Source organism: Singulisphaera photorubra (genome assembly GCF_045290345.1).
GTDB lineage: Bacteria > Planctomycetota > Planctomycetia > Isosphaerales > Isosphaeraceae > Singulisphaera.
This window is the reverse complement of the sequence record NZ_CP155447.1, coordinates 389,431-412,367: the sequence shown is the minus strand read 5'-3', so window position 1 is coordinate 412,367 and position 22,937 is coordinate 389,431. Positions and strand designations below refer to the sequence as shown.

The 22,937-nt window shown below is 63.3% G+C and carries 9 protein-coding genes; 3 read left to right on the top strand and 6 right to left on the bottom strand.

Annotation, left to right across the window (positions count from 1 at the left end):
• Positions 1-214 precede the first annotated feature (214 nt).
• Entirely contained in the window at positions 215-928 is a 714-nt protein-coding gene (locus tag V5E97_RS01445; RefSeq protein ID WP_406697496.1) for a 3'-5' exonuclease, read from the bottom strand.
• Between the two features lie 197 nt (positions 929-1,125).
• Positions 1,126-4,371: a protein kinase domain-containing protein gene (locus V5E97_RS01440; protein WP_406697495.1), complete on the bottom strand. Its 3,246-nt coding sequence runs from the start codon at positions 4,369-4,371 to the stop codon at positions 1,126-1,128.
• Positions 4,372-4,881: 510 nt separating this feature from the next.
• Between V5E97_RS01440 and V5E97_RS01435 the strand changes: the two genes are divergently transcribed.
• From V5E97_RS01435 to V5E97_RS01425, 3 genes are all read left to right on the top strand, one after another.
• On the top strand, positions 4,882-6,432 hold the full coding sequence (locus V5E97_RS01435) for an HD-GYP domain-containing protein (RefSeq protein WP_406697494.1): 1,551 nt from the start codon (positions 4,882-4,884) through the stop codon (positions 6,430-6,432).
• 775 nt (positions 6,433-7,207) lie between these two features.
• Positions 7,208-9,286 carry an alpha/beta hydrolase family protein gene (locus tag V5E97_RS01430; protein ID WP_406697493.1) on the top strand — a complete coding sequence of 693 codons (2,079 nt, stop codon included), beginning with the start codon at positions 7,208-7,210 and terminating at the stop codon, positions 9,284-9,286.
• A gap of 559 nt (positions 9,287-9,845) precedes the next feature.
• Positions 9,846-11,303, top strand: coding sequence for an IS1380 family transposase (locus tag V5E97_RS01425; protein WP_406697492.1), 1,458 nt, complete (start codon positions 9,846-9,848; stop codon positions 11,301-11,303).
• A 420-nt stretch (positions 11,304-11,723) separates the two neighbouring features.
• Here the strand turns inward: V5E97_RS01425 and V5E97_RS01420 are convergent, their stop codons facing one another.
• From V5E97_RS01420 to V5E97_RS01405, 4 genes are all read right to left on the bottom strand, one after another.
• Entirely contained in the window at positions 11,724-12,194 is a 471-nt protein-coding gene (locus V5E97_RS01420) for an NIPSNAP family protein (RefSeq protein WP_406697491.1), read from the bottom strand.
• A gap of 206 nt (positions 12,195-12,400) precedes the next feature.
• Positions 12,401-13,858 (bottom strand): RNA polymerase sigma factor, encoded by a 1,458-nt coding sequence (locus tag V5E97_RS01415; RefSeq protein WP_406697490.1) that lies wholly within the window; start codon positions 13,856-13,858, stop codon positions 12,401-12,403.
• Between the two features lie 408 nt (positions 13,859-14,266).
• Positions 14,267-21,850, bottom strand: coding sequence for an MG2 domain-containing protein (locus tag V5E97_RS01410; protein ID WP_406697489.1), 7,584 nt, complete (start codon positions 21,848-21,850; stop codon positions 14,267-14,269).
• Positions 21,784-22,485, bottom strand: a complete 702-nt coding sequence (locus tag V5E97_RS01405) for a hypothetical protein (protein WP_406697488.1) — start codon at positions 22,483-22,485, stop codon at positions 21,784-21,786. The genes V5E97_RS01410 and V5E97_RS01405 overlap by 67 nt, the downstream gene beginning before the upstream one ends.
• Between the last annotated feature and the right edge of the window lie 452 nt (positions 22,486-22,937).

The following is a 22,937-nucleotide window of genomic DNA, read 5'->3' as shown; positions in this document are numbered from 1 at the left end:
GGAGTGCGCGGCTACTCCCGCACCCAGGACCGGGGTGAAATTGTATGCGAAAACGATCGAATGATTGACGCAGACAACCTGTAAGAAATGATTTAGGGCGAGGATGTACTAATTCGTTAGGGATGATTGCCTCGGATTTCGCGGGAGGCAGCACTTTCGGCTGGGATGCGAGAGTCGGGGGGGATGTTTGTGACGGGGGAAGAATGCCGTGCGATTAGCCGATCGCGTCGAGGGGCCATTCGGAAGCGGGTGCGAGCTGTTCTCTTGGTTTCAAATGGGTGAGCCGCTTCTGCATGGTTTTCGAAGGCGTCAACATGCTGCATGCAAAGCTCGAGAAGAACTTGTATCGCTTTCCCAGCAATGTCAGATCACGGTAGGTGAGGATGTTTCGCTCTGTGAAGAGGTCGCGATAGCGCATCCATAGCAGGGCGGCCGCCATGGAGTCCGAACGGCTGTTGTGCGTCGGGGTGAACGCGATTTGATCCGCTTTGCATGCGTCATCGAGGCCACATGCTTTGAGGCCGAGCAAGGGGCGTGAGTGCATCGTGCACAGGTGGGGGATTTCCTGAAAGCGGCCCAGTGCCTCCAGCTCGAACCGGAGAAATCGAAGGTCGAAATAGACGTTGTGGGCCGCAAGCACGCAGTCCGAAAGGGCCCGGCAGAGGTCGGCGGCCACCTCCTTGAATCGGGGGGCATCGGCCACCGCCTGGTCGGTGATGCCGTGAACCTCGGTGGCCGCCATCCGCCGATCGGGGTTGATCAAGGTATCGAACACCAGGCGAGGCCGCGCGCCTGGGTCGACGCGAACGACGGACACCTCAACGACTCGATCGACGCCGGGTGATAACCCGGTCGTCTCAAAGTCGAGGACCGCGATCGGAGTGTCGTTGAGGGCTCGGTGAAGGACACCACTTGAACGAACGGACATAGAAATTCTCGTGCTGGACTCCAACGGCGCGTGGCTTGGGTTCATTCTCTTGCAGCCGTCGCTCCAACGTCAAGTGTGGCGGATCGGCGGGGCAGGAAGCCATCCGGCGATCGGTCCTCGAAATCAAGAGGCGAGCGGGGAACATAAGTTCACTTATTCTCGAGCCCCTCCGTTGTGGAGCATCGAAGCTGGGGAGGTCACTCGCTCCGCCCACCCTTTTGAGGGGCGTTGGCCGCTCGTTTCTGGTGGATCAGGGTCTGGAATCCCGGAAGCTTGCGAAGCGGAGTCAGGTCTGGGTCAGCGGCGGCTGTGGTGGGGGAGAAGCCCGCGTCGAGCGAGCGGCCCAGCAGGGCGAGAGAGTGGTCCGCGAGTTGGGGGTTGGTGGCGGTCTCGGAGAGGATGGCCAGGGCGCAGGCACCGTTGTAGAGGCGATTCGCCGTCGGTGCCTGGACGAGGCGATTGACGTCCTCGATGGCGCTCAGGTGGCCCAGGCGTGCGCGAAGCAGGGCGCGAAGCTGGAGGGCGTCTCCCAGGTTGGGATCGGCCTCGACGGCCTTGTCGACGTAGGCCAAAGCCTGGGGCCGGTCATCTTGCTGGATGAGTCGAGCCATGACGTAGAGGGCGCGGGCGTTGCGAGGGGTGCGTTCGAGGACGCGTTCGAGGTCCTGGCGGCTGCCAGCGGGGTCAGTCTTGAGCCGGATCACGGCGCGCGCGACCCGGAACGCCTGGTTCTCGGGGTCGGAGTCAAGCAGGCGGGCGTACAAACGCTCGGCGTCGTCGCGGCGGCCGAGCCGGGCGAGCACTTCGCCCAGGGCTGACAGTACGTCCGGCTCCTTGCGCCCGAGGTTGATGGCCTGGTTCAAATCGGCCTCCGCGCCCGGCAAGTTGTCGAGTTCGAGATGGGTCAGCGCTCGGTTGACCAGCGCCTCGGTGAATCGGGGGTTGATGCGGAGTGCCTGGTCGTAGACGCTCAAGGCCTCGTCGAACCTCCCGGCGTTGGCCAGCGCTAAACCTTGGTTCATATAAGGCCAAGCGAACTCGGGCTCGAGTGCAGTACAGACGGCGAAGCTGCCGGAGGCTTCGAGGTATCGCCCTTGCTTGAAGCGGCAAAAGCCCAGTCCGAACCAGGCCCAGAAGCGTCGCTTGTCCAGTTCGACCGCGCGGAGTAATGCGGCTTCGGCCTTTTGCCATTCCTCCTTGACCAGAAACGACGTGCCCAGCAGCGCAAAGTCGCGACTGGTCTCTGCCTTGGTTTGCGCCGCGATGGCTCGGTCCTTGCCTGCTCGTTCCGCCAGGCCGAGCGCTGCGAGGTAGCGTGCCCGGTCGCCATACAGGGTCGGTGTGGGACGTGGATCGATTTGCTCCGCGCGGTCGAGCCAGCGGATCGCCCATTCCAGCGCTTCGCGCTGATCGGCTTCGGAGCCGTTTTTGTTCGCCAGGTAAGTTTTGGCCCGGGCTTCAAGCAGGATCAATTCCACCATCTGCTCGCGGAACAGCGTTTGTTCCTTGGGCGTCAGCCAGCGGGTCCATGCCCCTTGCTGGCCCTTGTCCCAGAGTCCCGCTCCTTCGAGCTCGAGGGCCTTTTGAGCGATCTCGATCCCTTTGTCCAGGTGTTCGATCGGCCCGCTGGTGGTGTTCAGGCGAAGCTGGGATTCGCTGAACTCCGATTGGAAGTTGCGGAACTTGAGGTGAGCCGAGACGCCTTGCAAGTTATTGAAGAGGAGCGAAATTATCCCACCCGCGACGCAGAGAAGGAGGACGGCGAGCAAGCCGACCGAGGTCGAGCTGGTCGTGCTCGGGTGGCGGCGGATCCACTTGGCGACTCGTTCGCGAAGGCTTGGCTCGGGTGCGTATTTCAGCGGGAGGTCGTCGAGGAAGCGGCGGAGGTCTTCGCCCAGGTCGCGAGCCCGCGCATGCCGTCGGTTCGGGTCGGGGTCGAGAGACTTGGAGACGATCGAGTCGAGGCTCCAGGGGACTTGCGGGCAGGCGGCACGGAGCGAGGGAACCTGGCGACGCTGGACGATCATCAACTGGATGATCTCGTGGAGCGGCAGTGTGCTGGGCGGTTCCGGGAAGGGAACCTCGCCGGCGATCATCTCGAACAGGATCAGGGTGAGGGCATAGAGGTCCGCCCGCTCGCCGACCGAATCGGGCGAGGTTGATCCGTTGGGGTGGAAGGCGTCCAGGTGCTCGGGAGCCATGAACACCAGGGTGCCGCCGAGCGTCGTCTTGGCGCCGTCCTCGGGACTGCCGCCCAACCTGCGCAGGGTCGCAAGGTTGAAGTCCAGGAGCATCGGTGTGCCGTCGTCCGTGATCAAGATGTTCGAGGGCTTCAGGTCGCGGTGCAGCAACCCCTTCGAATGGGCATGATCGAGTCCTTCAGCCAACCGGGCGACGATCCAGACCGCGGCCTGAATGTGGTTGGCCCCACGGAGGAACTGCCGCGAGGGTTGGTCGATCTCGCGTTCGTCGCGTTCCGGATCTGCGACCAGTGTCGGCCGGCTCCGCCCCGAGATCCGGGTCCAGAGCGATTGGATCGTGCCGAACGAGCGGCCCGTGTCGGTCGTGAGGGAATTCGTCAGGAATGAAGTCGGCGGTGACGGATCCGACCCGGTGCTGGCCTCGGTCGCGAGTCGTGTCGTCGTGTAAGGGGAAATCTGTGCCGAGGAGGGAGCGGGGAGCGATCGAAAGGAGCGAACGGACCGGGTCGATCGGCTCAGACCCGTCGTCGACTGCATGCGTTGACTGACGACGTCGAGCGCGTCCACGAGGCTGCGACCGTTTGCCTGGCCGGCCCGCCTTGCCTCGACGGCCTCGAGCACCTGCGCAAGATTGGCCCCCCCCAGGTAGGGCATGCACATCATCCGAAGACCGGTCTCGGGGTCGTCGTGGACCGAGTGGATCGGGACGATGTGGCTGTGCTGGAGCCGCGCCAGGATCTCCGGTTCGTCTCCCACGGCACGCGAGATCTTCAGGGCCACGAGGCGGTTGCCCAGGCCCTCCTGCCTGGCGAGGTAGACCCGCGCGAACGTCCCCCGGCCCAACTCCCCCATGATCAGGAAGCCCCCCATGCGTTCGCCCGGCTTGGGGAGCACCAGCGGACGCGGAACCTCCGGTTTGACGGATTGCGCCTTGAGCTTGGCGTCGACTCCGCCCCGGCTGGCCGCATCCTCGATTTCTTCGCCGATCGAGAACGCGTCAATGAGTTCGGCGTCGCTCACGGATCCTGGGTTGAAAATCGCCGGGCGTCTCGGCTCCGGGCCGCGAAATGAGTGGTCGAAGATCGACGGTCCGGTGAATCCGCGGAGGGAATCAAACTCGGTCCCCGCTCTGTGCGAATCTTCCGACGGGTTCCAGGCGTCATGGAAGTTCAAGTCATCGGAGGCCCCGAATTTGGGCTTGGAGTCGTCCGCTTGACTCGAGCTGGAGGAGGGGATGTCCATCGATTTCTCTTACCTCGAGCCGGAGGATTCCGGTGTCGAACGCGTTTTTATGATGGAACGGTCGTTTGAAAGAAAGTCGGAACTTCACATCTAGGCTAAGCGAACCTGTGAGTCTAAAATGATTCCGGCGGACGCGGCGTCAAGTGGTTCGGATGCGAACCTCATGCCAGGTGAGTCGTCCGCAACGTTCCTTCCCAACAGCGTCGGACGAGGGAAGCCGTGACGCTGACATCGGCTCGTCGAGTGGACGCATGGAACGGGCTCGTTTTTCAGGCTTCTCCATCGTCCAGGAAATTCATTCTATCTAATAGTCTTATAGACCGAGACGCGAGAATTGTCCAAACCTGATGATCGCCGTCAACGGCGTTCACTTAAGTCCCTGCTTCTCACGTAAATTGATGGTGCCGATTCGCCGCGATGGTGGTTGTGATCTAGGTTCTCATGTGTGGGTGCGCAATCCGGCGGGCATCCACTCGGTCGAAACGCCAATGGATGTACGGGACACGTGCAATGCCCGCGACGCTGACAGGAACCAGGACCAATGACTCGTCTGACGCGACTGAGCTCCGCCAGTTGGCGGCTCGGCTCGGTCACGAGTTTACCGCTCCGCTCGGCCTGTTCGATCCCGGCGTGGGAAACTGGTGTGCGCTCGTGGGGGCTGAGGCTGGGCGGTTTCCCCGCCCCGATCGCGGCTTGCTCGCCACGCTGGTGGCAAATGGCTTCGGGCCAAGTCATGCGGCGGTCTGGCGCTCTGATCGCGAATCCGATCCGCTTTGGCTCGCCATTCCGGTGGCTCGACCCGAGGGGGGCGGCCTGATCGCCCTGGTCGGCTTTGCGAATTCCGCCTCGGCCTCCCCAGGCCAAGGTACGGTCACCTGGGGACCGGTCTGCCCACCGCGGGCGCTGCGGGCCTGGGGGCAGGTTGTGGCCGACCAACTCCACGGCGAAGTGGCCTCGCAGGCGTTCGTGGGGGGAACTGCACGGGCCGAAGGAGGCGAGCGTCAGCTCATCGCCCGTTTGATCCGCCGCCTCAAGATCTCCGATCCACCGGAGCGATTCCAGAACCTGGCGCTGAACGCGTTGCGCGAGGCAATGGGCGTCGAGGCTGTGGCCTGGGTCCCCTGCCATCACCACGAGTCGGTGATGCTCATTGGGGGAGTGGCCGGTTTGAAGGTCAGCGACTGCCAGGGCTTGTTTCCCCGGACAAAGAACGAACTGGTTCACGTCGACAATCAGCCCTCCCGGTTCCCCGCGATCGAGCTCCGCAGAGTGGCCGCGGTTGCCGCCGACAGCCAGGGCCTGACCGGCTGGCTCGTGGCTCTCAACCCGCTCGACGGCCGTCCATTCACCGTGGCCGAGGTTGAGATCCTCCAGCCCGTCGCCTCGTTGATCGCCACCCAGCAAACCAACGCCCGGCTCTATGCCGACCTGAAAGAGTTGCTCTTCGGCATCATTCGCGCCTTGACCTCTGCGATCGACGCCAAGGATCCTTATACCTCGGGCCATTCCGAGCGCGTGGCGCGGATTGCGGTGCGGCTGGCCGAGGAACTCGGCATGACGGCCAACCAACGCAGCGACCTCTATCTGATGGGCCTGCTGCACGACATCGGCAAGATCGGCATCGACGACAGCGTCCTCAAGAAGACCGGACCACTGACGCCCGACGAATATCGCCTGATCCAGTCGCACGTGGAGATCGGGGTCCACATCCTCTCCGACCTCAAAAAGCTGCACCACCTGTTGCCCGGGATCAAGCACCACCACGAGAGCCTTGACGGCAACGGCTATCCCTCACGACTCGCCGGTGATGCGATCCCACTGGAAGCGCGGATCCTTGCCGTGGCCGACTCGTTCGACGCCATGTCGAGCACCCGCCCCTATCGCAAACGACTGACCCCGATGCAGATTGACGAGATCCTCAAAAAGGGCTCGGGCGTTCAGTGGGACCCCAAGGTGATCGACGCGCTGTATGCCTGCCGCGCCGATGTCGAGCACATCCGCCAAAAAGGACTCGGCGAGAGCCTGAAACTCGTTGTCAACGACACCCTCGGCCGCCCTTGAACCGCCGAAAAGGGCGGGCGTGTCGGCGCAGAAGGGGAATCTCAAGCCCCCTGCCCTGGTAACGAGCGAAGCTCGATCAGGCTCGAGCCCCCCCCCGCTTTTCTTGCTTCTCGAATCCCGAGAATCAATCGGATTTTGATTTGTTGCGACTGTTGATGCTGTTGTTGGTTTGAGGTCTGTCCGAGTCCTGGGAGCCTCGAGCCTTCAACGTTAGGCCGCGAAGTTCTGCAGCCTGGTGGGGCCGTCATGCCGCGAGGTTTGGAGCCGATGTAGCTCACCCATCTCGAGCAAACGGTGATGTATAGAACCGATGATTCTTACGGTTTCCGCACCGGGTTGGTTTGCAGTAGCACGGCCGGCCCGGCCGTAATTCCCTCGGGGTAGGCGCGCGTCCGAGGAATGGCCCTGGGCTGAAAGGGATACGGCCGGGCCGGAAATCCATCGCGATTCTCGCCCAGTCGCGGATCGTTGGCTTTTGTGCGTGATTGGCTCCACGTCGACGCACGCCAGCGGTGCCATGACGGCGCGTGGCCGGCACTCCGGCTCGGATCATGGTTGTGACTTTTCATGGCTCCAAGTGCCTTGAGAGGCAAGTAAGATCGGTTCGCTCGTTAGCGATGTGGTCAACTCGACACGAGAATTTCTGTTCGGACCATGGTCCCGGTCTGGTACCCTCCTCTCGACGCTTCAGCCGCAGTCGGACGAGACCAACTTGGTGATCCGGGCCAGTCACCGAAGAATTCGGGCAGGCCGGGTTTCGATGGGAGTCCTCTCAATGTCGCGTGTCCTCTACCGATTTGCTCTCTTGCTGTTCCTATTTCCGGGCCTGGTTCTGGCTCAGGCGAATCGACCGCCCGTTCCGTCGCACCAGGACCCGGTCGTTCAGGGGGTGCAAAAGCATATCAATGCGCTCTGCGAATCACATGATGAGCGCCTGGCGGCCATCCGTGATGAGGCCGGGCTCGTCCGGGAACTGGCCGGAGCCCGATCTCGTTTCCTGAACTTGCTCGACCTCGACCTCGATCGTCCCCGACTCGAACCGAAGGTGACGCAAGTCGAGACCGTGGATGGCGAGGGATACCGGATCGAGAAAATCGTTATCGAGGCCGCCGCGGGGGTCCCCGTCCCCTGCAGCGTGTATGTGCCCAAGTCGGGCGGACTGCGTAAGCCGGCGCTGCTCTGTCCTCACGGCCACAGCGGTCGGGATCGACCCGTCTATCAGAATGCGTACCAGCGGCTCGCCAAGGCCGGTTTCATCGTCCTGGCCAAGGATGGCTGGGGCAAGCAAGAGCGGCGCGGGACCGGCCACGGCGCGGCGGGTGGACAGCTTGCGCTGACGGGCACTGAACTGATGGCCTTGGAACTGTTTGATAACGTCCGCTGTATTGATTATCTGTTGACTCGTCCCGACGTGGACGCCGAGCGGCTGGGCATGGCCGGACTGTCCGGGGGCGGGAGCCAGACGCTTTACATGGGGGCCGTCGAGAATCGGCTGAAGGCCGTCTCTCCAACCTGCGCCGTGACCACGTTCCGCTCTGACCTGGCGGATACGACGATGTGCGTCTGCGAGTTGGCTCATGACGTTCTCACGGTGGGTGATCACGGCCTCTTTCTGGCGATGGCCTATCCTCGTCCGGTGCTGGTGGTCAACGGGACGAATGACGAGATCTTCCCGATCGCCGGGGCTCGTGCCGCCGCGGCTCAGGCGCGGCGGTTGTATGCCGCCGCGGGCCGGCCCGATCGTATCGAGTTTTCCGAATTCGACTCGCCTCACACCTGGAGCGACGCGATGATCGACCTCCAGGTACGTTGGTTTCGCCGCCAGTTTGGGCTGCCGGAGTTGAGCGAGATTCCCCCCGGGAACGGACCACTCGCCGACGATCGCTTGCGCTGCTTTCCCGAGGGTGACTTGCCTGCGGGGTCGCTCTCGCTGACCCAGGTCAATCGATCGCGGATGCGCCGTCCCTCGCGCGAGACGCAGCCCGGGGACCACTCGCCCGCCCAGGTGGCCGAGTTGGTTCGCCGCCGCTGGTCGGGCGAGCCGGCGGTTCCCGAACGCGTCGAGCACCGAGATCTCGGAATCGACCCGGTGCGTAATCACCGTCGCGAACGGCTCTCGTGGGCTTCGGGACTCGGTGGAGGGGTGACCGCGACGATCAGCCGCCCGCAGGACGGAGGTGAGAACGGTCCCGTCATTCTCCGCCTCGATCGAGACCGGTCTGAGCCCGAGCTCGAACGTCTCTACTGGGCCGATCGGTTTCGCTCCTACGCGACCGTGGTCGACCTGTCCTATACCGGTCAAGGTCTCGAGCCGTCCCGGGAGGGTCAGGTGGGCTCGGCGCTGATCACTGCGGGCCGGTCGTTGTTGGCCGAGCGAGTTCGGGACCTGCTGGTGACGCTGACGGTCTTACGGCAACGGGACGTGGTCGGCAAGTCCCGCCCCTTGTTCCTCTACGGTCACGGCTTCGACGGCGTCCTCCTGCTGCTCGCCGCCCCGCTGCTTCCTGACGACGCTTGCTTGATCCTCGATCAGACCCCCGTCACTTATCTGGCAGGAGCCGAGGCCGACTTTTCGACTTCGCGCCTGCTCGCCCCCCCCTACCACTGGACGATCCTTCCGAACCTGGCGCGGGACCAGGACCTGATCGAAGTGATCGGGCAGGCTCGCCCCAGGCGGATCCTCCTCACTCACCCGCTCGACGCGGCCCAGCAGCAGCTTGGCCAGGACGAGCTGTCGGCGTTGCTAGGACGCTCCTCACGGACCGACCACGCGATGGAAACTCTCACCCGCGAACGAACGCGGGCGGAAGTTTTTCACCGGCTCAATGAAGTCATGACGGTCCCTGGACGGTGAAACCGTCTTGAGGGAAGACAGCGGCCCGGCGGATCTTCCGAGGCTCGCACTGAGACTCGGTAGATCCTTGGTTTAGAGTCATTGTATTCACGCATACGTGGATTCCGTGATCGCCGAGGATCTCGTGATCACTCTTTCCGCGGGGCCTTTTTGTTCAACGACCCGCCATAGCGCGAGGAATCACTCTCGTTCCCACAGTCCTCCGTGGGAATGCCGTCCCCGACGCTCCGCGTCGTCTGGCCTTCGAAAGCCGAGGACGCAGAGCGTCCAAGACTTCATTCCCACGGAGGACCGTGGGAACGAGGAGCGAGAGGCTTCCTGGAGCGGTTTTCCTTTGCATTGCGCACAGCAGAGGAAAAAGGGGACTGGCTCCCGGCCCCTGAGCCCTTGAATCTCGCCGAACGCTTTGGAGGCCGGGTGCCTGTCCCCTTTTTTCGTGCGCCAGCCGGTCGGGAACCGCTCTAGCCCGGATTATTCAAACTCGACTCAATAAAGAGGCCTCTGATTTCGTCTAATGTGTTACTACAACGACACATTCGACGCCACCAGAGGCCTCCCTATGAGTTTACACTCTGTTCCGCCGGTGTCATTGGATTTCTTGGCCTCGCGGCCTGTCGAAATCGAAGTCTCTTCCTCACCGCTTTCCAGTGATGCCGGACTGCTGCTCATACGCCAGTTCGACGAGCGAATTCACCTCACGGAACAGTTCGCTGCCGCCCTTCAGGACACTCGAAATCCTTCGCTCGCCCGCCAGTCCATTGCCACGATGGTCCGGCAGCGGATCTTTGGAATCCTCGCCGATTACGAGGACCAGAACGACCACGACACTTTACGCTCCGATCCTCCCGTCTTCAAACTCCTCGCCGGGCGTCTCCCCGACGGCCTTGACCTCGCGAGTCAGCCAACGCTCTCGCGCTTCGAGAACGCGGTCTCGATCGCCGACCTCTGGAGGTTACGGGATGTGATGGTTGACCTCTTCATTCAGTCGTTCGATCGGCCGCCCAACCATCTCACCTTCGACATCGACGCGTTCGACGACCCCGCACATGGCCAGCAACAACTCACTATGTTTCATGGCTACTATGAACAGAATCAGTATTTGCCAATTGCCATAACGTGTGCAGAAAACGATATGGTTCTCCTCGTGGGACTGAGGTATGGCACCTGTGCTGCATTCTTGGGGGCCAACAACGATCTGCGATATCTGGTGGGGCGATTGCGGGCTGTCTGGCCTGACGTGCAGATCCATGTCCGAGGCGACAGTGGCTTTGGCGTTCCCCTAATGTATGACGTCTGCCAGGAATTGCGATTGAGCTATACCTTGGGAATCGGCATGAACTCTCGGCTGCGGGCCATGAGTGACGCTCTCCTGAAGGACGCCCTTCAGCAATACGAAGAGACTGGCCAACCTCAACGGTTGTTCCTTTGCGTCGAGTATCAGGCCGACAGTTGGCTCGCCCCCCAACCGGTCGTGATCAAGGTCGAGGTCCATGCCCAGGGGACCAACCGGCGAGCCGTGGTCACCAACCGCCCTGGCTGTCGCGTTCTCCCACAGGCGATTTATGACGAGTACACCATGCGCGGCGAGAGCGAAAACCGGAACAAAGAACTGAAGACCGAGTTGCTGGCCGACCGTCTGAGCGACCACCGGTTCATGGCGAATTACTTCCGTCTCTACCTGCACACGGCCGCCTTGAATCTGCTGGTGCGACTCCGTCAGGCGGTGGTTCAAACCCTGCCAACGTCGGCCGAGTTGAATCTGCCAGCCGATTTTCCGACAGAAGCGATCGACGAGCCGAATCGCAAGCGGTTCTTTAACAAACGTCGCGAGCGTGATCCGCTGGGAGGTGGTTTCGCCAGCACCTGGCGGACTCGTTTGATCAAGGTTTCGGCGGAAGTGATCACCCGCGCGAGGCGAGTCATTGTGCGACTATCCAGCAGTTGGCCTCACATAGATCACTTTATGGAGGTCAGTCGAGCGGTGAATATGCCCCCTCCCCAACCTTCCCCGGGATAAGCCGGATTGATCCACGTCGGGGAGCGTAAAGGCCGTTTGGAACGCTATGGGGAGGGGGAAGGTACGCCCTCGACTTGCACGATGCGATCCTGAAATTAGGCCAGGTGCGTTCTTGAACACCATATCATCGAATTCAGTCCCGTCAGTTCCCAAAATGGCCCGAAGCCTGACGGGTTTGAATAATCTGGGCTAGCCCTGTCTCGGATCGTTGTCTTTTTCGCCGAGTCAAGAATGACAAGAGGAGGGCGTGAATCTTGATGTATTGGAGTGGCTTGTTTGCGGATGTGTGGTCATGGTGCTGATTCCTCGGTCGCCCCGAGGGAAGCCAATCACGGAAGAACACGAACCTGATACCGGAATGAGGCTTGGAAGCTTCTCTTTCCGAGGTGCTTTGGTTCGTGGTCTTCCGTGGTCAGGCTTTTACTTGATTGGGCTATAGTCGGTCGGGTCGAGGTAGATGGACTCGACTTTCTTGAGAATCTTTCCCGCCTTCTCGCTCTCGTCGCGGGCTTTGTGCCATTCGGGGTCGGCCTGGAACGCCTTCCAAGAGGCTGCGGCGGCTTCGCGGCTGGGGAAGGAGATCAGGTAGACGAGCGTGTCTTCCTTCCCCTTTTCCTTGTCTTGCGGGGTCCAGAAGCCGACGATCTTGATGCCGTGCTTCTTGAACAGGCGATTGGTGTGGTCGCGGAACCGCGCGTTCAAGGCGTTGAGCTTGCCCTCGTTGGTGTAGTACGTCCGCAACTCGAAGACTTTAGTCGCTCCCGAATCGCAGCAATCGTCGCACTCCTCCTCCGCGGCACTCTTCACTGGCTTGTCCTTCTTTGGTTCGGCCGCGAACCCCGAGGTGGCCGTGGCGGCCAGCAGAAGACCCAACATCAAGGCACGAATCATCGAGGCTCTCCCTTCTTGAGGAATGGAAACGCGTCGCTCGGTTATAGCCCGGCGGTCGGTCTGACTCAAGCCCGCGACCGGTTGCCTGGGGCGTCACGTGCGCGGAACCACGCGTTTGCTACGACCTGTCGAAGGGAGGCCTCGTGGTCGATTTTGACGGTTTTCTTCACGGCATTCGTAACTTTCGACGGAACGCCTTCCTGCTCTCACTGTTTCAATTCCTTCAATAATTTCAGAATCTCATCGAGTTTCTGCTCCACCTCGCTGACGCGCTGCTCGAGGGCGGGGGCGGCCTTCGCCTGGTGGGGAGTGGATGGGAGGATGCCTAGGGATCCGGGGGGCAACAACCCCGGCATTCCGGGATTGTCTCGCTGCTGAGCAATGAGTCTCGCCAGTTCTCGCTGCTTTTGCCTCAATTCTCGACTCATCTCCAGGTAATCTTCGCGGGCTCTCAAACTGTTCTTGCGCTCTTCTTTCAGAACCTCCTCCAAGGACTCAGTGGTCGCTCGCCCGCCCGGTCCCTGCATGTTGCCCCCCAATCTGATGCGATAGTGGCGAGTATTGATGGAACTGGAGGACTGTTGGGTAATGACCTGCCTCAGTGTACTCAATTGATTTGTAAGTATCTCGATGTCGAGTTGAAGAGCATCGATGCGATCGATTTTCTCCTCGTCCTTATCGTTCGGGGGATCACTTGCGGGCGGTGCCGTGCGGACCGTCCCAGGCTGGGCGTCCAATTGCTTGGCCTCCGATACCTCGCGATCGGCGGCCTGCTTCTCCTGAGGCTGAGAAGTCGTGGCTTGCCTTGCCAGTACGACGGCGCCCGTTGTCAGGGCGGTGATCGTCGTTACGGTTACAAATAAGTATCGCAATTTTGTAAACAACATGGCGCTGAGCACTCCTTGAGTGAGATCGATGACTCTCGCTGAGAGCAGACCGGCCGCCTCGACTTGCCCTGCCGCGAACTGGGTCGCGGCCTTGACCGTGGCCTCGGCCGTCGCGGCCGGTATCTCGTCGATCACGGAATTGCCACGCCAGGCCACAATCGAGGGCGCGACGCCTCGGCGGATCAACCGCGAACGCAATTTCTCACGGCCGCGGCTCAGCCGGCTCTTGACGGTTCCCACCGCGCAGCCCAACTGGCGTGCGGCTTCCTCTTGTCCCAGGCCCTCCAGGTCGCAGAGAACCACCGCGGCACGGTATTTCGCTGGCAGCCGGCCGATCTCTTCGTCGAGGATGACGGGGAGGTCATTGTCCGGTGTCCGAGGAGCCAAACAGGCGAGGGATTCGACCCCCTCGACCTCGCGTGCCGATCTCCGATCGGCGGCACGTTTCGCCCGGACCGCCACTCGCCGACTGACGCCGTAGAGCCAACGACCGAGCGAGTCTCTCGCCTGGACCGTTTCCGCCTTGCGGACCAGGATCAGAAACGTGGCCTGGAATGCGTCGGCGATGTCATGGGGGTTGTTCAGGGTACGCCGGCAGACTCCCCAAACCATCGAGCCGTGGCGCGCCACCAGGCCGGCGAACGCTGCCTCCGAACCTGGATCGGTCCCCGACTGAAATCGATCCAGAAGCTGCGCGTCCGTCAATCCGTGGATCGTTCCCAGGCTGAAGAGCGTCTGGACGTCGCGGAGAACGGCGGGTGACTCGCTCTTGGCCATGAACCCGATCCTCTTGTACGGTGGGCATGACACCCCAAGACTCTATTTTCACCATGCACGGGTAGGTCGGTTGGTTCCAACTTTTTTCCGAGCCGTACCATAAAAAACACAACGATCCCCGACAGAGCTAGAGAAGCGATGATTCTTGCGGTTTCCGCCCCGGTTTGGTTTGCAGTCGCACGGCCGGCCCGGCCGTAATTTCTTCCGGGTCGGCGTGGGTCTGAGGAATGGCCCTGGGCCGTAGTGGATACGGCCGGGCCGGCCGTACTACGGATTTGACCGGACCGGAAATCCAGCGAGGTTCTCACCCGGTCGCGGATCGTAGAGAGGAAAAGGGCCGGGCCGTTCTTTGGTGTGACGTCCACCTCTGATCGACCCGGCCCCTGGTTCATCATTCCCCCGGGAAGGTTACTTGAACCCCTTCACGGCGGCTCCACCGGGTTCGGCCTGGTTGTACCGATTCTGAAGTCGTTCGATTTGCCGCATCTGGTTCGAGCTATTCTGAATCCTGAGGTTGTCGTCGAGTGACTGCGAGGGGGCGTCGGCTGGCTTCGGACTCGCTTCGAACGCGGCCTTATCGTTCGCCGGCGCGTGCGGAGCTCCGACGTGGGTGGTCCCACGGTAGAAGGCGTATTGCGCGGTGCCGCGCCTTGCGACGGCGGTGACCGAGCCGCGCAAGCCCTCGGCGACGTAGACGCCGCGGAGGTCGGTCTCGCCCGAGACGAACTCTTCGTTCTCGCCGCCGATGACCTTCACCTGGACCTTGGGCACGAAGTCCTTGGTTCGCGCGTCGCGGACCGTCACCCGAACGCGACCGGCCTCCGGCTCTTCGAGCACCTCGACTTCCAGGGGGGTCACCAGAACGATCCCCGAGGCATAAAGCTCATCTCCCCGAACCATGATGAGGTACGCCCCTTCCTTCTCCAAAGGGAGCTCGATCGTCTTGGTTCGGTTCTCATAGTCCTCCCCCTTGCCGAGGGTGACCTTGGTCTCGAGCAGTGGCGTGATCCCGGCGAGGTCGATGCCGGCGATCTGGTCGAGATTGCGCCGGGTGAGGTAGAGACGCATCAGGTCGACCGGGTAGACCTTCACCTCCGCCTCGGCCACGTTGCGATAGTCGAGCGTGACTCCTGGCTTGTTGCTCTTCACGTCCTTGGGATCGGTGGGAGCCACCGCGCGGAGCCCGGCCCGGCCGGCGGCGACCTCGGGGGGCGTGACGGGGCGGACAACCGTCACTTCGGCCAGCTTCAAGTCTTTGCGTGTGAACGACCGGACCGCCCCGGCCGCGTCGGTGAATCGCTCGGCGACCTGCCGGTAATACTCGAGGGCCTTGCCCGGCTGCCGACGCGCGTCGAAGATCTGCCCGAGGATATAAGTCGCCTCCCACTTGTTGGGGCTGGCCTGCTCGACGCCATCGGCGTCTTTGTAGGTCGCCTTGGTGATGGCTTCGGCGACCGCGATCGCCCGGTCGTACCGGCCCAGGTGGAAGTCGCCGAGGGCCTCGCTGTACTGGAAGCTGTCGAGGAACGTGCTCTTGGGATAGAGCTTGGCGAACCGTGCGGAAAGCTTGACGACCGCCTCGTCATCGCCCAACTCCAGGAAGGCGCCCACGAGGGCGAGGCTGGCCTCGTCAGCGAGCGGGCTCTTCGGGGATCGTGCCAGCGAGGCCTGGATCAGGCGGATCGCTTGGAGCAGCAGCTCCGAGCGCGTGACCCCGGCGTCGGCCAACTCCCGCCGGAGCGCGGGGTCGGTCACGGCCTTGCCGGCAAGCTGGGCGAGGACCTGGGAGAGGCCGAAGAAGTCGGCATCGATCGACGCCGAGTCGGGATACTCACGCCAGAGGCCGATCAGGTAGGCGACCCCCTCCAACGTCTTCCCACGCTGGCGAAGAACCTCACCGACCCTCGCGTCTTCCAGGTAACTGGCCTCGGAAACCCCGCGCCAGACGAGATAGGCACGCTCGAACTCACCGATATCGCGGTAGGCCCGACCGATGACCCGCAAGTCGTCGAAGCCGATGACCAGTTCGGGGGCCTTCTCCTTGACGACCTCGAAGTACTGCACGACCTTCCGGGCGTCGTACTCGCGGATGTGGATCAGGAGGAGCATCCGCGCGGCGTCCTTGGCAATGTTGTCTTGCAAGGTGTAGCCGCCGAAGAGTTGACCGAGCGGTTCGGCGGCCTCGGCCAGTCGACCGGCGTCGAACTGCGCCTTGCCGCGTGCGAAGAGCTCGTCGGGCGTCGGCTTGTACGAGTCGGTATTCGCCTCCCCAGGAGCCAGAACCTTGAGGTCGCCGGCCTGCCCCAGATGCGCACGTCCCGGCTCGTAGGCACTCCGGATCGAGGCGGGCAAGGCGCGATAACGCCCCGGCAGATAACCATAGACGTCGTACTGGATTGCCCCCGGCCACTGGTTAGGGGCGAAGTAGAAGGTCAGGACGTCGTCGGTCAGGGTGTATGAGCCGGCCTGCGACTCCACCGACCCGTCGATCAAAGTCGTCCCGGCCGGCAGGTGCTCCTCGACGATCAGGAAGTCGCGCTCCCACTCGGGGACCGCTCCCTTGAGGTTTCGGAAGGCGTCGATGCGGACCCTGGCCTTGCCGCCGACTGCGACCTGGCTCGCCTTGTTCTCGAACTGGGAAGCATCGACGGCCACGCCGAAGCCCATCGGTAGGACCTTGCCGTCGAGTTCCGGCGGGGTGGGCAGGTAGACGCGCTGATTGATGACCGCGGTGCGGCCAGTCCGGTCCTGATCGGGTGCGAGGTCGCGGGTGAAGCCGGTCAGGGTGACGGCGTAGCCGAACGACCCTCGGCCTTCGACGTCGAAGCGGATCCGGTTCTTGTCTCCTGGCTTCAGGGCATCGCGTGGGACCAGGATCGCCTTCCCCTCGGTGGGGCCGACCACATTGAGGCGTGCCACCTCGGTCTCGTTGACCGTCACGACGAGCTGATAGCGATCCTCCGCGCTTGCGGCCCGGCCGTAATAGGCGGCCAGGGCGGCCAGGGCCGGCCCTTGCGCCTTCCGGGGTTGCCAGCCGGTCCCCTGGCGATGGGCCAGGAGCCAGTCGGTCGCCTCGGCGATCACCGGTGCCTGCGGCCTGGCTTGCGCGAAGGCAAGGGCGGCCAGGGCGGTGGCTTCGACCGGTCCCTTGTTGAATGGCAACCGGCTCTCGCCGGCCCAGAAGCTGCGACGGCGATGGCCCGGCTCGGTCGGTTCCGACTTGGCTCGGGTGCCGAGCACGTCGAGGACTTCCCCCGCGATCGTCGCCCGGTCGAGATTCACAAAGGTGAGCGCCAGGTAGGCCAAGGCGGCGTCGGACAGGCCTTGGCGAAGCCGGTTCAAGGCGTTGGCCTGCTCGAACGTCGTGGCCTTGCGCGTGCTCAGGGCATGAAGGAGCAAGGCACGCGTCTCATGATCGGCCGCGCCGAGCTTGGCCAGCTCTTGCGTCAGGTAGGCCGCAGCCTTGGCGAGTGCCCCGGGATCGGTCAGGAGACCGAGCGGTTCGGCCGTCGCCAGGGCCCAGACCACCCGGGACGAGGTGGCCCGGTCGCTCGGGTTGGCGGGCTTGCCGGCGATGATCGGTCCACCCACCCAGGGCCAGCCTCCGTCTTCGCTTTGCGCGGCGATCAGCTCGGCCACGAGACCACGGATTCGCGACGTCAGCCGCTCCGCTTCGGGAGCCTCCGCCGAGCGGATCGCTTTCAAATAACTGAGCGCTTGCGTGGCCGCCAGCAACTCGCCCGCGCGGTCGGCGGTCGTCGAGGGGGGCGGCGGGAAAATGCACGTGTTGATCCGCGTGTTCAGCGGGTAGGCATCCTGCCCCAAGGCGAGCTCGATGAGCATCCGCCGGAGCGTGGGCGAGAGCACGACCAGCATCTCGGACCCTTCATAAGCACGGCCCGGTGGCAGGCCGACAAAGACCGTGGCATCGTCACTCGCGGTGCCCGAGGCCGAGGCGAACGATTGCACGCCCCAAGGCCGGATCGGGACTTCGACCACCAGCTCGTCCTTGCTCGCGCCAAGGGTGGCGGTCAAGGTCAGGCGGACGTTCTCACCGTCGGGGACCTCAAACGGCTCGAAGAGGACTTCGTCAACGCCATCGGCTTTGACCTCGATGGTTTTCGGGAAGACTTCGTCCTTGCCCCCAGCGTAGATCCCGAGCTTCAGGGTGACCTGGCCGACGGCTCCGACGTGATGCAGCCGCGCCAGGAACCGGGGCTTGTCTCCCTGGGTCAGGGTCGCGGGAGCCTTCAAGTCGACGAAGAAGTCTTTGCGAACGGCCAGCTCCGCGGTCGTCTGCCCGACCAGTGTATCGCCTGCGGAGACGCCGCGAGCCGAGAACCGATAACGCGACAGCGCCATCGGAGCGGGGAAGGTGATTTTGGCCTTCCCCTGCTTGTCGGTGACGACGCTCGGGTTCCAGTACGCCGTTTCAACGAACTGCTGGCGAACCTGGACCGTGTTGCGGCGGGCGAGAAGTTTGGGAGTGTCGACGCGTGAGCCGAACCTGCGATCGCTCGCCTGCGCATCGTTGAAGAAGACGCCCCGCTGCTGATCCTGTGCGAGGATCGGATCCCTGTCTTTGCTTTCCATTTCATTCAAGCTTGATAACGGTATGCTCAGATCCGCCGAGAAATTGCCGTTGACTTGAGGTTTTCCTGCAGCGGCATCCATCTCCAGGCCGGGAGCAATGGCCCTTCCCATCCCTCCCATTCCACCCGCCATTCCGGGCATCATGCCGCCCATGTTGGGGCCGTTGACCGCCCCCCCCGCTGAGGGAGAATTGATCCCGAGGGCCTCGACGGGGGCTGCGGCGGGGGCCAAGGCGAACGTCTGGCGTTTGGCCTGTTCCAGGATCTTGGCTTTTCCCGCCTCGTTCGCCAGGCGGGCGGCGTCCCGCTCGGCCTCTTCCACCACAGCCTCGGCGACGGGGGTCGTCGTGGGGGTGTACTTGAAGGTGTTGGTCGAGACCGTTGCGAAGGCGCCGGTGCGTGTCTGGTTGTAGAAGAACTGGCCGATCGGCGGCCGGTTGTCGTTGTAGAGGCGAAGGAGCGACTCATCGACCAGGGCCAGGGCAACTTCGGCCGCGACCGGCCGGCCGAGCTGATCCTCGGTCGTGACCTCGACCTCGATCTCCTCGCCCGGCCCGACGGCCGGCTTGGTCGGCTGGATCTTGACCCGCAGGTCACGCTCGACCCGAACGTCGAGGCGGGCCTCGTCGAAGTGCGTCCCCGACATCCGCGCGGCGGTCAGCGTGAAATTCGGGAACTGGGCCCCGTCGATCGCCCAGGCGACGGCATTGTCGCCGTCCTCAATCCTGACGATCTTGTATTGCAAGATGCGATCGGCCTCCCAGGCCAGCAGTGCGGTGCCAGCTCGGCCTCGACTGTGCAGGTTGACCGTGGCTTCCTCGCCCACTTTGAACGTCTGGCGGTCGGCCAGGATGCGGAGCTTGGTCTCGTCTTTCTTCCCGGAGATCGTCAGCGCCCGATCGGTGACGACCGGGTTGCCGAACCGGTCCACGCCAGCGACCCGGACAATGAATGCCCCGCCTTGATCGTCGTCGACCTTGAGCGTGGTCTCCCCACGCCCAGTCGCGGGGTCCGTTTTCAATTCCTTGCGGAGGACTTCACGCTCAGTGACTCGTCCGGCCAGGGTCACTCGTTTCAATACGGCAATGCTCAGGGTTTCACCCGTAGGCTTCCCTTGCGCATCGATGGTCGTCGTGGTGAGCGGGAACGACTCGCCGTCCAGGTAGACGTCTCGGGCCGTTTTCAAGTCGATCGAGAACGCACGGACCGCGAGCATCACGCGGGCCACCGCCCCGACGCCGTCCTCGGGCAACTGCGCCATGAGCTGGAGCGCCTGCTCTTCGGCGAATCCCTCGGTGGTGAACTCGACGTGGTACTTGCCTTCGCCGTTGGTCGATCCGCGGACCAAGCGGCCGTCGGGGAGCTGCACGGCGATCGGTCGGCCCGCGGCCGGGGCGCCATACTGATAGCGTGCCACGACGTCGGCCTCGATGGTCTCACCCCGGAAGTAGACCGATTTCTTCATGTCAAAAGCGAGGTCGAGCTTCTCGAGCCGGTAGGCTTGCACCTCGAACTGACCGGAGAAGTCGCTGGCTCCCGGCTGGTAGACCCGGACCTGGTATGTCCCCACGGGCGCTCCGCTGTCGAGTGGAAGCTCTTCATGGAACGTGCCGAAGGCGGACAATTTGACCGGACGGGCCACGATCCGCCGACCTCGGCTGTCCGAGACCTCCAGTCGGTACTCGGCTCCCGGCGTGTCGGCGTACTGGCCGTTCACCACTTCACGCACCACGCCGCGGAGGGCCACCTTCTGCCCCGGCCGATAGGCGGGCCGATCGGTATAGAGGTAGGCTCGAGGTGTCAGCCCTTGCGAGACTTTCGGCATCGAGCCGAAGCCCGAGCCGGCGGCGTTGGGGCCGTCCAAGACGAGGAATTTCAGCTCTTCGCCCGCCGGGCGGGGTTTTTCCCAGGTTTTCAGGAGCACGCCGTCGGCCCCCGTCTTGGCCTCGACGACGACTTCCCCGTCGCCGACGATCAGCACCCGCGCTCCGGCTCGACCCTTGCCCGTCGTCACGTCTTGTGCAAAAACTAAGATTTGTTCAGGCGAGATCTTGGTGATTGCCTCGATGTCGCTGCCGATGACGAGCGTCGTCGCTTGCAGCGACTTTTCGTCGGTCACCTTGACCACGTAAATTCCGGGGATTTCGACCTTCTCGAGCTCGAACTCGTTCTCAATCGGCTTGTATTTGGCGTAGCCGGGGACCGGCAGGGTCCACTCGGCGTCGGGCTGGACGAGACTGATGTCGAGCGACTCGACCCCGCCGAGGACCTGCTTCTTGCGGAAGTAAGCTTCGGCGTCGAGCTTGTAGGCGGAGAACGTGAGGGTTTCGAGGTTGCGTGTGCTGACCTTGAGCTTCGCTTTTTCGCCGGAGTGGTACGTGCGGGGCGTGACGATTGTGAGCGCCTTGGCCTCCATCACGCCGACCCGCTCGAGTGCCCGGGTCCGCCACGGTTCGACCGCCACCTTCTTGTAGCGTTCGATGGCCGCTTCGGGGTCCCCCTTCTCGTCCTCGAAGATTGTGGCGATCCGGAACTGGGCGTGGGCCGAGGGCTCGCTCCCCGGGAACTTGCTCAGCAGCGGAGCCCAGGCGGCGATGGCGTCGTCGTACTGTTTTTCCACGACGAAGCTGTCACCGATCTCGTAGAGAAGCTGAGGCACACGCGCATCGAGCGGGTTGCCGGTTGCGAACGCCCTCCAGGCCGTCCGGGCCTCGGCGTAGCGGCCATGGCGCAGATGTTCGGCGGCCGTCAGGAGCTGGGTGTCGAGAATGGCACGCTGGGCGTCGGCCGATTGGGGACCGTCAGGGAACTTGGCGAGATACCCACGCCAGGCGGCGATCGCCTCGTCGAATTTCTCCTGCCCCTGCAAGACCTGGCCGACCTGGTAGGTCGCGGACATCAAGAGCCGCGCCAGGTCGCGTTTCGCCTCATCGGTTTCGGCGCGATAGCCCTCTTCGTTCAGGAAGGCCTTGAGCGCCCCGAGCGCTTCTTGCCCCTTGCCTCGCGCCAGATAGGAAGCTCCGACCTGGTAGGCGGCCTCCACGGCCAACGGGTTGGCCGGATATTCGGTTAGGAATCGCTTGAGCGCGGCGACACCCAGGCTCAGGCTGGCGTCATTGGAAGGATTGGGAACGCCATGTGTCAGGGCGACGCCGTAGAGGGCTCGCGCCCGGAACCCGTCCTCCCCCTTGGAGAGCGGTTTGCCGGAGGCGGCGAGCTCGCGAGCGAGATCGGCCCAGGTCAGACGCGCGGCGAGGACCTGGCCGGCATTGCGCTGGGCTTCGCCCAGGCGATAGCGGGCCTCCACGCGGTCCTGCCCCTTGGGCGCCTCTTTCAGATAGAGCTGCAGGTCCTGGATGGCCCGCGGATGGTTCCCCGCGGCCTGGCTGGCGCGTGCCATGCTGAGGAGAAGTCCGGCGTGGAGCGCCTCGCCCCTGGCCAACCCTCGCGCCTGTACGAGCAAGTCGTAGCGCCGTTGGGATCGGCCGGCGTGACCGGGTCGTCGGGCTTGAGCAGTGAGCGGGCGAAGGCGTGATAGACCTCGGCGAGGCGGTCCTTGCGGTCGCCGGCGAGCAAGGTTTCGGCCTCGGCGCGAGCCAGGGCTTCGGCGGCGTCGGGGTGGCCTGCGGCCAGCTCGGCGGCCGCCAGTTCGGCCCGCAACTTGGCGGCCCACGGCCCTCGAGGCGCGGCCTCGAGCGCGGCGGCAAGGACGCGGCGAGCGGCGTCACCTTGCCCGCCGAGACGCTCGGCGACTCCGCGGATCAGGGTGTAATAAGCCCGTTCTTCGTCGTTCTTGGCCTTCTCGGCGAGCGCTGCGAGTGCCTTGCCGGCGTCGGCGAACTGCCCGTCCTGCATCGCCGCGACCACCTCCGCGGGCAACACGGGGGCGGCCGGTTCCACCGCCGTCCGCGGTGTGATCGGCCGGGCCGTCGCTCCCGGTGGATCCGCGGCGCGAACGCCAGGCTCCAGAACCAAGAACAGCGACAGGAGCACTCCACCGAGCCAGACGAGGCCTTGGCCGTTGCGAGGTGTCACGGCAGGGATCTCCAGTATCGAAAGCTCTGAATCGGAAGTAGTGGATAACCACTTCGGTGACTTGAACGGGCGCGACGTCACTTTAGGTTTGGACGTCCTCCGGGGAAACTCCGTTCCCCGCCCTCATTCTGAATTCTTACAGCGAGGTGATCGGTGCCCCAATGCACGAGATCAGAGCGGAACACCTCTCCCCAATCTCATAAGATTGACGTCCTCGTCCCATTATCCTTAGACGTCTTTCTCTCGAAAAGAAAGGTCCGACTGCGACGTCCGTCGCGGTCGGGTCAGGAATTTTGAGCTGATTTGGTGGTCTGTAAAATGTTTTCAGAGTTGGATTTCTGACGATTTCGGTTGAATTTTCAGTGGGAATTTAAGTTTTTCGTGTCGGGGACCGGCCGGGGGTTTCGTTAAGCTCTGTACGACGAGGTGGTGGATGCTCCATAAATCGGGCA